This window comes from Streptomyces cynarae, assembly GCF_025642135.1.
GTDB classification, from domain to species: domain Bacteria; phylum Actinomycetota; class Actinomycetes; order Streptomycetales; family Streptomycetaceae; genus Streptomyces; species Streptomyces cynarae.
Map to the genome: position 1 here is coordinate 136,676 of NZ_CP106793.1, position 14,337 is coordinate 151,012.

The 14,337-nt window shown below is 70.3% G+C and carries 9 protein-coding genes and 1 pseudogene; 2 read left to right on the plus strand and 8 right to left on the minus strand.

From position 1 onward, the window contains the following. The first annotated feature begins 734 nt into the window (after positions 1-734). Positions 735-1,922: a M20 metallopeptidase family protein gene (locus N8I84_RS00730; RefSeq protein WP_263227362.1), complete on the plus strand. Its 1,188-nt coding sequence runs from the start codon at positions 735-737 to the stop codon at positions 1,920-1,922. Positions 1,923-2,127: 205 nt separating this feature from the next. Here N8I84_RS00730 and N8I84_RS00735 read toward each other — a convergent pair whose 3' ends face one another. Continuing rightward, positions 2,128-2,343 carry a hypothetical protein gene (locus N8I84_RS00735; RefSeq protein WP_263227363.1) on the minus strand — a complete coding sequence of 72 codons (216 nt, stop codon included), beginning with the start codon at positions 2,341-2,343 and terminating at the stop codon, positions 2,128-2,130. 333 nt (positions 2,344-2,676) lie between these two features. On the opposite strand from N8I84_RS00735, the gene N8I84_RS00740 reads away from it, so the two are divergent. Beyond that, a complete protein-coding gene (locus tag N8I84_RS00740) occupies positions 2,677-3,363 on the plus strand; it encodes a hypothetical protein (RefSeq protein WP_263227364.1) in 687 nt (228 codons plus the stop codon). A 143-nt stretch (positions 3,364-3,506) separates the two neighbouring features. Here the strand turns inward: N8I84_RS00740 and N8I84_RS00745 are convergent, their stop codons facing one another. The 7 genes and pseudogenes from N8I84_RS00745 to N8I84_RS00780 all read right to left on the minus strand — a co-directional run bounded on the left by N8I84_RS00745 (position 3,507) and on the right by N8I84_RS00780 (position 14,317). Further along, the gene (locus N8I84_RS00745; protein ID WP_263227365.1) at positions 3,507-5,297 is read right to left on the minus strand and encodes an FtsX-like permease family protein; all 1,791 of its coding nucleotides are present in this window, start codon (positions 5,295-5,297) and stop codon (positions 3,507-3,509) included. 3 nt (positions 5,298-5,300) lie between these two features. Then, positions 5,301-6,002 carry an ABC transporter ATP-binding protein gene (locus N8I84_RS00750; protein ID WP_263227366.1) on the minus strand — a complete coding sequence of 234 codons (702 nt, stop codon included), beginning with the start codon at positions 6,000-6,002 and terminating at the stop codon, positions 5,301-5,303. A 41-nt stretch (positions 6,003-6,043) separates the two neighbouring features. Beyond that, positions 6,044-6,559, minus strand: a complete 516-nt coding sequence (locus N8I84_RS00755; protein WP_263227367.1) for a PadR family transcriptional regulator — start codon at positions 6,557-6,559, stop codon at positions 6,044-6,046. A 322-nt stretch (positions 6,560-6,881) separates the two neighbouring features. Further along, positions 6,882-7,046, minus strand: a pseudogene (locus N8I84_RS00760) (IS5/IS1182 family transposase); the annotation flags it as partial. 439 nt (positions 7,047-7,485) lie between these two features. Next, on the minus strand, positions 7,486-11,049 hold the full coding sequence (locus N8I84_RS00770; protein ID WP_263227369.1) for an SAV_2336 N-terminal domain-related protein: 3,564 nt from the start codon (positions 11,047-11,049) through the stop codon (positions 7,486-7,488). Between the two features lie 141 nt (positions 11,050-11,190). Continuing rightward, positions 11,191-12,153 carry an AAA family ATPase gene (locus tag N8I84_RS00775; RefSeq protein ID WP_263227370.1) on the minus strand — a complete coding sequence of 321 codons (963 nt, stop codon included), beginning with the start codon at positions 12,151-12,153 and terminating at the stop codon, positions 11,191-11,193. Between the two features lie 43 nt (positions 12,154-12,196). Continuing rightward, positions 12,197-14,317 (minus strand): VMAP-C domain-containing protein, encoded by a 2,121-nt coding sequence (locus N8I84_RS00780; protein WP_263227371.1) that lies wholly within the window; start codon positions 14,315-14,317, stop codon positions 12,197-12,199. Between the last annotated feature and the right edge of the window lie 20 nt (positions 14,318-14,337).

Consider the following 14,337-nt stretch of genomic DNA (forward strand, 5'->3'; position numbering starts at 1 on the left):
GGGGTAATAGCTCTGCCCGTGCGACGCACCCCAGGACGACTCGCGCCGCGGTTCCCGGGCTGGACCACGGACCCGCTGGCCGAGTTCGACGACCTGTTCGGCCGCATGAGCACGCCGAGCATGAGCGTGCCTGCGAATGCGATCCGAACTACGGCACACCACCAGCGCCCCTTGCTGCTGCGACCTTCACAGTGCGTCTCCCTGGCTTCTCCGGCGATACGGTCAGAGCCAGCATCCATGTCGATAGCACCGGAGCACTGACGATCGACGGCACCGGCCCCCTCGCCGACTTGGACCTGCTGGGCCGGCTCGACTCCCGCGAAGTGATCGACGCTATCGAGAATCTGGTCAGCCGGCAGGTCGAGCGACCCCCGGCAGTCGGAGCTGAAGCTCCCACAGGTCGAAATTCCTGAGCCTGGTGCCGCGCAAGCCCGGGCCTCACCGCACCGCATTGCTGGCGCGCGCCAGCAATGTTTGGGGGCCATCCCTCGATCCCTGCGAACACAACGGCGATGACCACCCACCCAACAGCTGAACTACCCCAACCTGCCATGAAGCCCCGGGCTGCTCCCCTCTCGCAACCCACGGCCTCGATCCGGTGGGCGCGCTGGCGCCGGTCGACTGCCAGCAGGGGAGCTGATTGGTACTGCCACCCCGTTGTTGTCCGGACAACGTCCGTGAGCCTTTTCAACTTCAAGGCCGGGTTGGAGATCGGCTCGTGTAGCCTCCGGGGCATGTCTTCCGCGCTGGACCACGCGATGATCGACAAGATTGCGGCCGAGATCGACGATGAGCTGATCAGGATGCGCCGCGACATCCACCGGCATCCCGATCTTGCCGGTGAGGAGCGGCGCACATCAGCACTGGTCGCCGAGCGGCTTCGCGCCGCGGGTCTGGCCGTCGTAACCGGCGTGGGCGGCCATGGTGTGGTGGCGGTGCTCGACGGTGCGGGTGAGGGCCCGACCGTCGCCTACCGGGCCGACATGGACGCGGTCGACGACGACGAGCTGTTCGACTGTGCCTTCGCCTCGCAGGTCCCGGGGGCGGCCCACCTGTGCGGCCACGACCTGCACACGGCGATCGGGGTGGGTATCGCCATGGTTCTCGCACGGTTGCGGAAGCGGCTGAACGGCCGGGTCGTCTTCGTCTTCCAGCCGGCCGAGGAGTCGTGCGAGGGCGCCCGGGCGATGATCGAGGACGGGGTCCTGGAGCGGACCGCGCCGCGGGAGATCTACGCGCTGCACTGCGGCCCTCTTCCTGTCGGCACGTTCGCGGCCGGGCCGGGGCAGCCGGGGCAAGACCGCTTCCGGATCGAGCTGGCGGGGCCGGGCGCCGCCGACGACGCCAAGCGGCTCGTCGCCATGATCGACGGATTGTCGACTGTCGGGCGCCCGCAGACGCCCGGACAGCTCCAGCAGCTCATGGACGACATGCAGACCCCGGACGGCCCGCTGGCACGCTTTGTCTACGCCCTGTCCCATTCGAGCTCGGGCGATGATGGCGCGCGAGTGCACGCCTATCTGCGGGCCTGGCCCGATGACCGGTACACCGAGATCCGCGACGAGGTGCAGCGCTGGGTGGATGCGATCCCCGGTGCGCGGGTGCAGTTCACCGAGCAGCCGTTTCCCGCCATGGTGTCCTCGCCGGACCTCAGCGCGGCGGCAGCCACGTACCTGCGAGGCGCCCTGGGCGAGGACGCGGTCACGGTGCTGCATGCCGCGTATCCGTTCAACGGCGAGGACTTCGCGTACTTCCTGCACCAGGTGCCCGGAGCGATGTTCTACCTCGGCGTCGCCAACCCGGAAGCGGGCATCAACGGGCTCCCCCACTCCCCGGACTTCGCTGCCGACGAGCACGCGATCGGGATCGGGGTCCGCGCGATGGCGGGGTTCCTGTCACACCGTCTCGATGCCCTCGCCTGAGCTGCACCCGGTCGGCCAGGCAGCGCACCTCGCCAACGTGAGATGCAAAAATGCTCGCTGCCCGCGCAATGTCCTCGCGTGTGCCCATCGCGTTCCCCTCCCTGGCCTGCACGTATGACAGGGCTCACCCGCGTCCGGCGGATGGGTCCTGACGCGTCACACGCCCGGCTCGGCCCCGTCGGACACCGATGCCACCGGCAGCAGGTCACGAGTCCGAATGGACAGTACCGACGGCCGTCGGCTGCCGTGAGTCGTGGGGTGTCCTGGCGCGGTCGATGCATGGGACGCACGCGAACAGCTGAACGTCGGCGCGGTCGCCCACCAGCCGCGTGACCGCTGCCTCGCTACCGCAGACGAGGCAGGCGCGGTCGTCCGCCTGCGCGGGCGTCAACTGCTCCGCGATGGGTACGGTGCTGCTCATGATCTGGACTCCTTGATCGGAAGGTGTTTCGGATCAAGGCCCGTTCCGATGTTCACGGCACCGGTACGGGCCGTCTCGTCTCCAGGACGGAGACCGGACGCGAGTCGGGGGCCGCGTGCCCTGCAGGGCACAGTGAGCCTTTTCTCCATCCTTAGTGGTCGGCTCCAGAAGTCCTTCGAGGGTTGACGTCGGAGTCCAAGCAGTGCTGGGCAGCTGCCAGGGTTCTCAACCGGCATCGTCTCAACGAGCGACTGATCCCAAGGTCTGACGTCTCGGTGAGGTTGGACTCTGCGCAGGGGTCACGCCTCAGAATGTTGTAGGTACGCTCCGCTGGTGTCGAAGAAGCAGGAGAAGAAGTTCCGCTCCGCGGCCCGCGCCGCTGGCGCGGGCATCGTTGTCGAGAAGGCGTCACGGGCGGCGGTTCCGGCCGAGACAGCCCGTCGTCACCTACACGTGGGTGCTGTAGTTCTCGGGGGGGCCGTAGGGGGCGCCATCGTTGTGCCTGCGCTCTTGGAGCGATTCGGGGTAATGCGGTCCGGTGCGTGGGTGCCCGCCATGTTCGCGGGGTTGGCTTTGGCGCTGGGATTTCCGCTCCTGTACACGACGTTTCGTTCGGTACGGCACGGCCCTGGTTGGCAGCTTCTGACTGCTCGGACTGTCACGGGCGACCGCACGGTCGATCTGAGCAAGCTGACGCAGATACGTCGAGTTCGTGTCCCCAGCAAGGCCGGCTGGTTGGACGAGTTCTGGATCAAGGACTGCCGGGACGTCGTCCTCCTTGTAGACAAGGAGGTACTCATGGGTCCCATAGGGCAGGCGATGGTTCACAGTTCGGGGATCTCAGGCTCACTGGGAACCGTGAAGATCTCTCGGCATGCGTCCGTCGGACTTGGCCTCAACGAGCCCTCGACTGCATACCGGGCAGCCCGCGCATGCGCAGATGCTCTTCTCGGGATCCTGATCCCCGGGGCAGTCGCCGCTCTTGGAGTCCTGGCCAGCTGGCTCATCAGATCAGCGTGAGACACAGCCAAGGAGATTGGAGAGGGTGGTTGATGGCGCTATTTGAAATTCCCCACCGCTCGCTCTGACGATGGCCAGACCTGCTCACTTCGGTTCCCCACCCCGTGGGTGAGTTGGTCGGTGGATGGATGGTGCGTGAGGTGTCAGTTCTGTTCGCTGTGCAGTGCCTTGTGGACGGGTTGGCGGGCGCCGAGGCGGGCCGGGGCGGCGGTCAGCGCTGCGAAACCGAGCAGCGTCGCGGCGATCATGCAGGCGGTTTGCGCGGAGGAGGGCAGGAGCACGGCATCGGGGCCGACCTGCAGCAGCGCGTACAGGCCCATGCCGGCCGGAGCGCCGATGGCGGCCGCGGGCAGGGCCGGCAGCAATTGGGCCGCGATCAGTCCGGTGGTGACCTGCCCCGGAGTGGCGCCCAGCGTGCGGGCGAGGGCCAGGGGGCGTCGTGCGTCGAGGGCGGCGTTCCAGGCGGTGGCAGCGGCGTTGACCACGGCCAGCACGATCACGGCGGCGATGACGCCCTGAACGATGTGGTTGGTGAGCACATCGTTCGGGTCGGGCAGGGTGGATGCGCCCAGGTCGAGCCGGAACGGCGGCTGGGCCTGGAAGGTCAGTGCCGCGGAGAGCCCGGTGGTGACGGTGAAGGTGCCGACTGCGGTGAGGAGTGCGCGGCGCGGGCGGCGGGCGGCGAGGCGCAGTCCGAGCATGAGCGGGATGGGCAGCCAAGCAGCGTCACGGGCGAGCGCGGAGTACTGACCGGGTGCGCGGGCTGGATCGGTGAGTGCGTGGACGGTGGTGGTGCGGGCGGCCCGCCAGGCGGGACCGATCGCCGCGCCGGCGGAGATGGCGATCGCGGTGACGGCCACGGCCACGACGGTGCCTGCCGAGGGGGTGGCGGATGCCATGTCGAGCAGCCCTCCGCCGGGGTCGCTGAGTGCGGGGGCGAGCAGGCATCCCAGGGCCAGACCTATCGCGCCCGCGGCCAGGGCCAGGGCCAGGTACTCGGTCAGCAGTGCCGCGGCTACCAGGCCGGGTGTGGCGCCGACCGCTTTGAACAGCCCGACCCTGCGGGTCTGTTCGGCGATGCGGCCTGCGACCAGAGCGCTCGCTCCGGCCAGGGCGAGGCTGACCAGGAGCCAGCTGCCGACCGTGACGGCGTCGTGCACGGTTCGCAGGCCGTCGGCGTTGTCCCGGGCGAAGTCCTGCCAGGCGCGCACGTTCGCCCGGACGGCTTGCACGGCCGGGGAGTTCACGAATGCCTGGGCGTTTTGCGGCTTGGCCAGCTTCAGGTTCGCGGTGTAGGACAGGGGCAGCTGGGGTGAGGCGAGGCTGCGCAGGTCGGCCTGAGTGAGCCAGAGCAAGCCGGCGCTCTGGGAGGGGCCGCCGCCTTGGGGGGACCACTCGGCGTCGGGGTAGGGCCCGGCTGCGGCGGTGAGGGCGATGCCGGTGACCGTGAAGGTTCGCCCGGCGACGGTGAGGTGGTCTCCGGTGTGCAGTTTGAGCGCGAGGGCGAAGGCGCGTTCGACCACCGCTCCTCCGGGACGCACCCAGCTACCCCGGGTCAGCTGCGGGTGGTCGATGAGGTCAGGTGCCGTGGCGCGTCCCTCCACGACGGCCTGCACGGTCAGCCCGTGCGCCTGGACCATGGGGAAGGCGACGGGGTAGGGCCCGCTGTGCGCGACGATCCCGGGCAGGTCCAACAGCGGGGCCAGGTCGTGCAGGGCGGTGTCGCCGGTGCCGGCTGGCATGGCCATCACGTCCGGCCCGTCGGTCGCGGCCCGGATCTGTGCGTAGGACTGTCCCGCCGCGTCGCGCAGCGTCATCCCGAGCGTTACGGCGCCGCAGGCGGTGGTCACGGCAAAGAGCAGGATCACGGACTGAAGCAGGTGGCGGCGCAGGCCGCGGAGGGCGAGGCGGGTTATCAGGGTGAGGCGGCCCATCGCTCACCCCTCCAGGTCGATCAGGGAAGCGGCCGGCGTCCGGACTTGCGGAAAGGCGGTGTCGTCGACGAAGGCGCCGTCGTGCATGGTGATCAGCCGGTCGGTGGTGGCGGCGATCCGCGGATCGTGCGTGACCATCACCAGCGTCTGCCCGGCCAGGCGCAGCTCCTCGAAGAGGCAGAGCACCTCGCGCGTCGCCGTGCTGTCCAGGTTGCCGGTCGGTTCGTCGGCCAGGATGAGCGAGGGTGTGTTGGCGAGCGCCCGTGCGATCGCGACCCGCTGGCGCTGTCCCCCGGACAGCTCTGAGGGCAGGTGGCTCGCTCGGTCGCCCAATCCGACCTGCTCCAGCAGTTCGACGGCCCGGCGGCGGGCCCGGCGGCGTCCGCATCCGGCGAGCAGCGCCGGGAACTCCACGTTCTCCACGGCGGACAACTCGTCCACGAGATGGAAGGACTGGAAGACGAAGCCGACGTGCCGACGGCGCAGCCGGGCCAGGGCCCGTTCGCCGAGCACGTCCAGGCGGTGACCGGCCAGCCAGATCTCCCCGCGGGTCGGGCGGTCCATGCCGCCGAGAAGGTTCAGCAGCGTGGACTTACCGCAACCGCTCGGGCCCATCACGGCCACGCTCTGGCCCACGCGGACCTCCAGGTCGACGTCGTCGACCGCCCGCACCAGGCTTTCGCCCTCGCCATGCTCCCTGGACACCCCACGCGCCTGCAACAGGCAAGCGCCGCTCGATTCCCTGGTCATGCACCCTCCCTGTTCCCACGCCATGTCCGCTCGCACGCCTCCAGCCAGCGCAAGTCCGCCTCCAGCCGCAGCACAACGCCCTCCAGCAGCAGCACGGACACCTGATCGCCGGGCCCTTCCAGCGCCGCCCGCTGAGCGTCGCGCAGCCGGCGCATCAACTCCCGGCGCTGCAGGGCCACGAGATCCACCGGATCAGCCAGACCACTGGCGGCAGCGGCGACGAGCTTCAGGTGGAACCCGGCCAGATCCGGCTTCGGCCACCCCGCCTCCGCGAGCCACAGCGCCACGCGTTCCCGGCCGGCGGCAGTGGCCTCGTAGACCTTGCGGTCAGCCGGCCCCTCGGCGTCCGTGCATGCCACAAGTCCGGCCTTCTCCAACCGCGACAGGGTCACGTACACCTGGCCCGGGTTCATCGCCGCACCCAGCGGCCCCAGCGCCGCCTGCAGCTGGGCACGCAACGCATACCCGTGGGCTGGCTCCTTGACCAGCATCGCCAGCAACGCGTCCTGCATCCCTCGCCTCTCCACAGTTAGCGGCTATGTCTAACGGTTATCCCCTCGCAACGTCAACCAGCTCCGCGAAGCGACAGCTCACCGCCCTGGCCGCAACGCTCTGCCAGCGCCTCATTGATGAGGCGGGCAACCAAGTGGGGAATGGGAGCGAACCCGGGGACTTTCAAAGATCCTCATCAGTGTCGATCACCCGAACAATTCTCCCGAGATTGGCCGTTGCCTCCCCTGCCCCTGGGCCGCGCCGTGTGCCTTACCCTGACCGCCGCCGAGCGCCACCGCCTGAAGAAGATGGCCTACGGCCACAAGACTCAGCACCGAGCTCGTAGGGCTGGCCGTTGCGCAGGTGGGTGAGAGTGAGCAGGGCCTGTCGGCCCGCACTCAGGCGCCGCCATCGAGTTCCGAGAGCATGACGGTGTTTCCTCAGGCGGGCAGCGAGGAAGCGCAGGGTAGAGCTGGACACGTCGACGCCGGACGGGTAGACAAGCATTCGAAGCCTCTGGTGGAGACGGTCCTCTTGGTCGAAAACCCATCTACCAGGGGCTTCATCCGTATGTCATCCCAACTAGCCGGCTGGCATGGGAGGTTGGAAAGAGCTCAGTGAGACGAAGTTGTGCCGCAACTCGCGCGGCGTCCACTCAGGGGCCAACCCTGCCTTCTTCACGATGGCCTTGAAGTCACGCCGGACGTTGGCGGCGTCCAGTGGCTCACCGGACCGCGTCGTGAAGACTCGACCAGTCGGACTCCATTCCATCCCTCGGGATGCCCTCTCCTGCTTCTGCCGGCGCTTGTGTTCCTGGAGGCCATCGACCACCTGCTTCGGCTGAGCGATGGTCCGTCGTTCACGGATGTCGCCGGACCAAGATCGGGCAACTCGTAATTCCCCGTCGGCAGTGCCAGCTTCCCGCCTACACGCTGGGGTCATGAACTCACCGCCCGCCGTCTCCCTCGGCTTGCTGGGCGCGTACGAAGTCCTCGGCGACCAGGGCTGCGAGGTCGAAGTACGCCTCGCGGGTCTTCGGCCGCAGCATGTCCAAGTCCACCTCGTCGCCGCTTTCGAGGTGGTGGTCGAACGGTATGACGACTACGCCGCGGCACCGCGTCTCAAAGTGCGCCACGACGTCCTCGGTCCTGATCATCTTTCCGGTCTCGCGGACTCCGGAGACGACAGTGATGCTGCGCTGTACCAGGTCCCCGTATCCGTGTGTCGACAGCCAGTCCAGGGTGGTACTCGCGCTGCTCGCGCCGTCCACGGACGGCGTCGAGATGATGATCAGCTGGTGCGCGAGGTCGAGCACGCCGCGCATGGCGCTGTAGAGCAGACCGGTGCCGGAGTCGGTGAGGATGATCGAGTACTGCTTGCCGAGGACGTCGATCGCGCGCCGGTAGTCCTCCTCGTTGAGGGTCGTAGACACGGCCGGGTCGACGTCGTTGGCGATGATCTCCAGCCCGGAGGACGCCTGGGACGTGAACCGGCGGATGTCCATGTACGAGTCGATGTACGGGATTGCCCGGACGAGGTCGCGGATCGTCGCGTCGGTCTCTCGGCGCACGCGGCGGCCGAGCGTGCCGGCGTCCGGGTTGGCGTCGATGGCGAGGATCTTGTCCTGGCGTTCGGTGGCGAGCGTGGAGCCCAGCGCGGTGGTCGTAGTCGTTTTACCGACGCCGCCCTTGAGGCTGATCACGGCGATGCGGTAGCAGGACAGCACGGGCATGCATATCAGCTCCAGCTTCCGCTGCCGCTCAGCTTCCTGCGCGGCGCCGCCGAACCTGAAGCGGGACGAGAGTCTGGACAGCGGCCCGCGTGCCGGTGAAGCACTTCGGGAGCCGCCCACGGCGCCGGACTTGGGTTCCGGGCGGCTCGCCCGCGGCCCCGTACCCGCCCGCGCCGTACCCGGCTGCACCGTTCTCGGCCGTGCCGTGCCAGGCGGCGACGGCAGGGAGGTCGTCAGGTACTGGGCGAACACATCCGCGACTTCCTGGGCCGTGGGCGCGGTCTCCGCGATATCGGCCTCGAGACAACGCCGGACGACGGCCCGGAGTGGTGCGTACTGGGGCCCCTGCAACTTCCCCCGCGGGCCTCCTTGAAATGGCTGTAGTCCGCCGTCCAGTCCGGTCAGCATCCGCCCGAGCTCCCGGATGTTGTCCAGAACGCACTCGGTATAAGCCATCCGGGGAGTCACCTTCTGGGTAGGCCCCCACGACTCGATGACCGCCGAGGTCCAGCCGGTGAGGGTCACTCGCCCCGAGGCGACCAGCACCGTACCGGTGTGGAAGTCTCCCAGGGCCATACCGAGCGAGTGGCACAGATTCACCGCGTCCGAAAGCTGCCATCCCAGGTTGATCGCTTCGTACGAAGTCAACGACGAGGACTCTTCGAGGATTTCGGTCAACTTCCGGGCCGGTGATCCGTCGGAGGAGCGGATGACCGACTCTGCCATCCAAGGCCGCACGTCCCGGGTGTCGTGTCCGAGCAGCACGGGAGCGTAGCGGCCGGACATCCGGCTCAGTGCTTCCACGGCCACGTCGAGCAGTCGGACGTTCCCCTCACCTGCTACCGGATAAAGCGCGCGTACGACGACTTCGGCGCCGTTCCGGTCACGGCCCAGATAGGCCAGTGCTCGCGCGCCCGTTCGGTTGACCGCGTGCAGCGTGTAGGGGCCAAGGGCGGACGACTGGTCCGCAAGCCGCTCCCAGCCGGGCGTCGGGACGGTCCTGCGGCTTTCCGCGTCCCGGTGGTCCTCCCCGTCATGGAGAACTTGGGACCACGACTCCGTCGTCCCCCGGCCCAGGTGACGCAGGTCCCTCCCGCACTCGCCGCAGAACCGGTCCTCCGGTGCCAACGGTTCGAGGCAGTGAGGACAACAGTCGGGTGCGGCGGCCGTTCGCTGCTCCGTCGTCGGGGCCGCGGACGGGGCAGTGGACGGGGCAGTGGACGGCGCCCGGGATGCCGCGGCGGGAGGAACCGCCGCACGCCACGGTACCCCGAGTTTGCTCGCGAGCCGGTGTTCGACCGCGGTGAAGGGCCGTGCGCCCGGCGGGAGACGTTGGGGGCCGTCCTGGTGGGCGAGCCAGGCGGGGAAGTCGGGTGAGCGGCCCGCGAGTCGCTCCAGTCTGCGGCCGACGGCCCGGCCCGTGCGCAGTAGTTCGGCCGCTGGAACCGCGCCGAGCAGCGCGTCCTGCGCCGCTTCCGTGAACGCGAAGGCGCGGTGTTGGGGCGGCACGGCCTCCCGGCCCTCCTCGTCCGCCAGCCGCAGGAGCCCGCCGAGGAACACCTCGGCGAGATGCCCCGTGTCCGCTTGCCACGGCACAGCGTCCTGCACCAGCCTCATCACCGGTACCGACACGGGCGCGACGGCCGCCAGATGCACGGCCAGCCGGTACGCCTCGGGGGACGCGGCGTCGCGGAAGCGTTGCACGGCCCGCGGGCCGTCGGCGGGCGCTGCGGTCGAGGCACCTCGCCGGGGCAGGGGCCGGGCCAGCAGCGGCAGCACCGCCGAGCCGCCCGGTGCGGCGACCAGCCGCGCCCATGCGGCCAGAGGGACCGTATCCGGTTCGAGCACCGGCACCGGTACGCCGTCAAAGCGCACCAGCTCTACCGGCAGCACCGGATCCGTCACTGTCCAGAGCGTGTTGGGCGAGCCGCGCCTCCAGGTCGTCACCCGCCGACGCTCGGCGCGGATCCCCGAGCCGTCCCATAGCCGCGGCGGCAGGGCGTGCACCACGGCCGTCGGCCCGCAGCCCGACCAGTGCTCCAGGACGGCAGCCATGCGCCCGTCGCGCCAGGCGGACCCCATCCCGTCGCTCACCACCAGCACGAGCGTCTGCCCAGTGGGATCGGACAGCGCGGCCGTCGGGAGGGGGCGCGCGCCGAGGTCGTACGGCCTGGAGCGCAGCACCGGGCTGTCCGCGCCACGCGTGTGCAGGCCGAGGACCCGTACGATCCGGAAGGCGCCCGTGCGCTCCAGCAGTGCGCGCAGTTCGACGGCGAGACGCCGCCACAGCAGCATCGACATCCCGTCGTCCACGACGAACGCGAGGTCGAGCCAGCGCTCCCGCGCCGGCCGGGTCACGACGTCCGCCAGGCCCGAGTCGGCGAACGCGGCGGCCGTCGCCCCCTCGTCGAACTCCTGCCGGACCGGGCTCGGACGGTGCTGCTTGAGCGGCCGCAGGGCCCGGCCGATCGTCAGTTCTGCGCGCACGGCCTTGGCTTCGGGGGCGCGCAGCGGCATGGCTCCGTCCGCCTCGGGCTCGCTCCGCGACCGGTGCGGCCCGGATGCGGCGTACAGGCCGCTCGTGCCGCCGCTCCCCCGGTCCCGCTCGGGATGGTCAGGTGGTGCGGACGGCTCCCCAGACCGGCCCTTTGCCGTGTCCGCCAGTGAGCCGTCTCCTGCGGCCGGGGCCGCCCGCCGCCGGGTCGCAGGCCCCGATCGGACGCGGCATGCAGCAGCGGTGCGTCCGCGGCCCCTGCGGGCAACCGGCTCGCCAGCCACAACGTGTCCAGGAGTTCCTCGGGGGACAGGTCGACGCCGCTGCCCGCGAGGATCGAGAGCGCTTCGTCCAGGCGCCCGAGTCGCGGGCGCCCGCCGGGAGGTCCGGGCTCGCCGTGGTCGTCCGCCGTCCCCGTCACGGCGTCACACCGCCCCGCCCAGCCGGTGCAGTACCGCATCGAGCAGCCCCTCGGCCGACAGATCCACACCACCCGCCCGCAGGTACACCGCGTTCAGCAGTTGGTCCGTCGCCAGCTCCTTCGTCGCGCGCAGCCGCAGGAAGGCGTCCAGCAGGTCGTCGACCTCGGCGATCGCCCCCTCGCCGAGGTGGGCGGTAACGATCGCCCGGAGCCGCTCCTCGTCGGGCGTGGGCAGTTCCAGGCGAACGCACCGCCGCAGAAAGGCAGGAGGAAAGTCCCGCTCGCCATTGCTCGTGATGACGACGACGGGGAACTCCTCACAGCGTAGCCGTCCCCGTACGAGGAGCGCCTGCTCGTCGGACTGCGCCGTGAGCACCTCGACCTCCGCCTGCGCCTCGGGCAGGCGGGCGAGCTCCGGAATCTCGAACTCGCCCTCCTCGAAGACAGTCAGCAGGTCGTTCGGCAGGTCGATGTCGCCTTTGTCCAGCTCATCGACGAGCAGCACCCGGGGCCGCCCGCGGGGCACCAGCGAGGTGCCGAGCGGCCCGAGCCGCACGAAACTGCCGATGGACGGCTCCTCCTCGCCCCGGTCGCGGCTCAGCGAGGTCTCGCGCAGCCTGCCGATGGCGTCGTAGCGGTAGAGCGCGTCCTGGACGGTGGAGCGGCTGTTGACCGGCCAGTGCAGGATGCCGCCAAGCGACAGCTCGTGTGCGATGGCCCGCGCCAACGAGGACTTGCCCGTGCCGGGATGGCCCGTGACCAGTAGCGGACGGCGCAGGTGCAGAGCGGCGCTGACCACGTCGGAGTGCTCGGGCGAGATGAGGTACGGAAGGTGCCGCGGGCCCCCTGCGGAGCCGGGCGCGGATGTCGGCGCACCGAAGCGGCGCCAGGGCGGCGCCGGCGGCAGGGGCGTCTGCCGTTGCCGCCCGTCCCCGCGGAACAACCGCCAGTCCGCGTGCGTGCTCATCGAAGAACCTCCGTCTCGACTGGGTTGTGCAGGTGCGTGCGGGTCACGGGGACTCCGTTGGATCGGCCAGTTCCAGCTGCGGCCGCGGATCCGGGCGGTCGGCGTCGGCCCAGGTGAGCACGGGCCGCCCGGCGAACTCGTCAGGCCGTTGAAGCGTCTTGGCTCGGTACATCCGTACGGCTTCCGGGAGGCCGCGCACCGGGACGCCCGCGGCGTACCGGACGGCGGGGGAGTCGCAAGTGCCGCCGCGGTCCCACAGGACCACGGGCACGCCCACCGCGAGGCACGTCTGGACGATCGCGCTCCGCGTCGCTGCGGGAACATCGACCACGACCTGTGCGATGTGCCGCTGCTCCATGAGCACTCCGTACACCTCGTTCTGGTCGGCTCCCGGACGCGTCACCCGCAGTACGCCGCCCTCGTCCAGACGCTTCCAGCGCTGCCGCCACTCGGCCTCGGAGCGCCGGCCGCCGAGTTCCCGCAGTTCCGGGCAGTCGACCACCAGGGGGTACTCGGCGCCCAGGACGCGCGTCAGCAGGCCGCCAAGACCCGCATCCCGCCATTCGTCGGCCGGGAGTTCCAACGCGTCGCGGTCGACGAGGAGTTCGATGACGGGCAGGGGGCCGTCCGGTTCCCGCGGGTGGAGCGGTGCGAGAGCATCGAAGATCTCGCGGGCCGCCTCCTGCGCGGTGCGCGGCCGGTCGTCCTCCGCGGACACTCGGCGCGGCCCGTCTGCATCGTCGCACCACAGCCGCAGCCGGTAACAGGCCGCGCCGTCGGCGGTGCCGCACGAAGAGAGTTCCACCAGCAGCCGGGGGGCCGCCGTCCGCTCCTGCCGGGCGGCCCATTCCTCCGCGTCCCTGCGGCGGTCCTCCAGGGCGGACCGGTGTATGGCCAGCCGCGCGGCGACCCGTTCGCTCCATTGGCGCAGCGCGCCCCGCTGCTCCGAAGGGCAACACACGGCCAGGAACTCGACGGCGCGCACCAGCCCGGGGACCGGGGCCGCCTCCCCAGGGTGGCCGAAGGAGGACGCGGGGGGGCCGGGAAGGCGTTCGAGGTATCCGACGAGATCCCCGATGCCCTCACCCCGGGACGCCTGTGAGACCAGCGGCTCGGGCACGACGGCCAGCGGCAGCGACGCCCGCAGGGCTGCCGCTACACGGGCGGTGGAGGCCGCGTCCAGTACCTCCAGGCACCGCACCAGCAGGTCGAACTCCCGGGGGGTGAGCAGCCGCGGAAAGCGGATGCCACGGCCGGTAAGCAGGAGTTCGTCCGCCAGACGCGGGGCGACGTTGCGCAACGCTCCGACCAGCGTCGGCAGAGCGCGTTCGTGCGTGAGTATCAGGTGGGCGAACTCCTCGGCGGACGGATCCCCGTCTCCGCTGTACTCCAGCCCGCACTCCCAGGCCACGGCTCTCCCGCAGCGGGCCCAGTCCTCGGGATGCGGCAGCCTCCGGTCCAGGAGGGCGACGAGTTCGGCGTAGAAGGGATCCCCGCGCACGTCGTCGTCGGGCTGCGCGGTGAGAGCTGCCAGACCCGCACCTGCCAGTTCGTCGCGGATCCGCTGCCAGGGAATGCCCCAGGCACGCCGCAGCGCACCGTCAGTGTTAAGCCTTGCCGTCACGAGACCGACGACGGCCCGCTCGTGGCCCGACCAGAGGGGGCCGCCGCTGTAGCCGCGGTCGACGGCGAGCTTGTCGCGCAGTGCGTCCACGTAGCCGAAGCGGCCGTTGCACTCGGTCACTTCGACATCGGCGAAGGAGCCGCGCTCCGCGCCGCCGTGCCAGGCGCGCACGAGCTGCTTTTCCGCCATGGGACGCCAGCGGGGCGGCTGGATGCCATGGGGCAGTGGGGAGTCGAGGCGGAGGACGGCGAGGTCGCCGTTCCACTCATACGCCCCGAGCCCCCCGTCTCCCGGGCGGGGAGCTATCCACGCCGTCAGCTCGGCCTGGCACATGTGGGTGATGTCTGGCCCGTACACCCGGATCTGTAACGAGACCGGTCCGGGGTGCTGCACGGCCAACATTTCACAGCCGACGGCACAGTTGACCACATGGGCGCAGGTCAGTACATGCTGACCGGGCAGCAGCACGCCCGAGCCGACGGGCTCGCCGTCCAGCCGGCTCAGAATCGAAACAGCGGGGGGACGCGAGTCGGCGCCCACGCGTCGGAACCACCCCACGG

What these genes read in the sequence shown, in the direction of transcription:
- N8I84_RS00755 (WP_263227367.1), bottom strand. Translation starts at nt 6,559, where the DNA reads ATGCAGGACGCGTTGCTGGCGATGCTGGTCAAGGAGCCAGCCCACGGG.
- N8I84_RS00735 (WP_263227363.1), bottom strand. Translation starts at nt 2,343, where the DNA reads ATGAGCAGCACCGTACCCATCGCGGAGCAGTTGACGCCCGCGCAGGCG.
- N8I84_RS00745 (WP_263227365.1), bottom strand. Translation starts at nt 5,297, where the DNA reads ATGGGCCGCCTCACCCTGATAACCCGCCTCGCCCTCCGCGGCCTGCGC.
- N8I84_RS00775 (WP_263227370.1), bottom strand. Translation starts at nt 12,153, where the DNA reads ATGAGCACGCACGCGGACTGGCGGTTGTTCCGCGGGGACGGGCGGCAA.
- N8I84_RS00730 (WP_263227362.1), top strand. Translation starts at nt 735, where the DNA reads ATGTCTTCCGCGCTGGACCACGCGATGATCGACAAGATTGCGGCCGAG.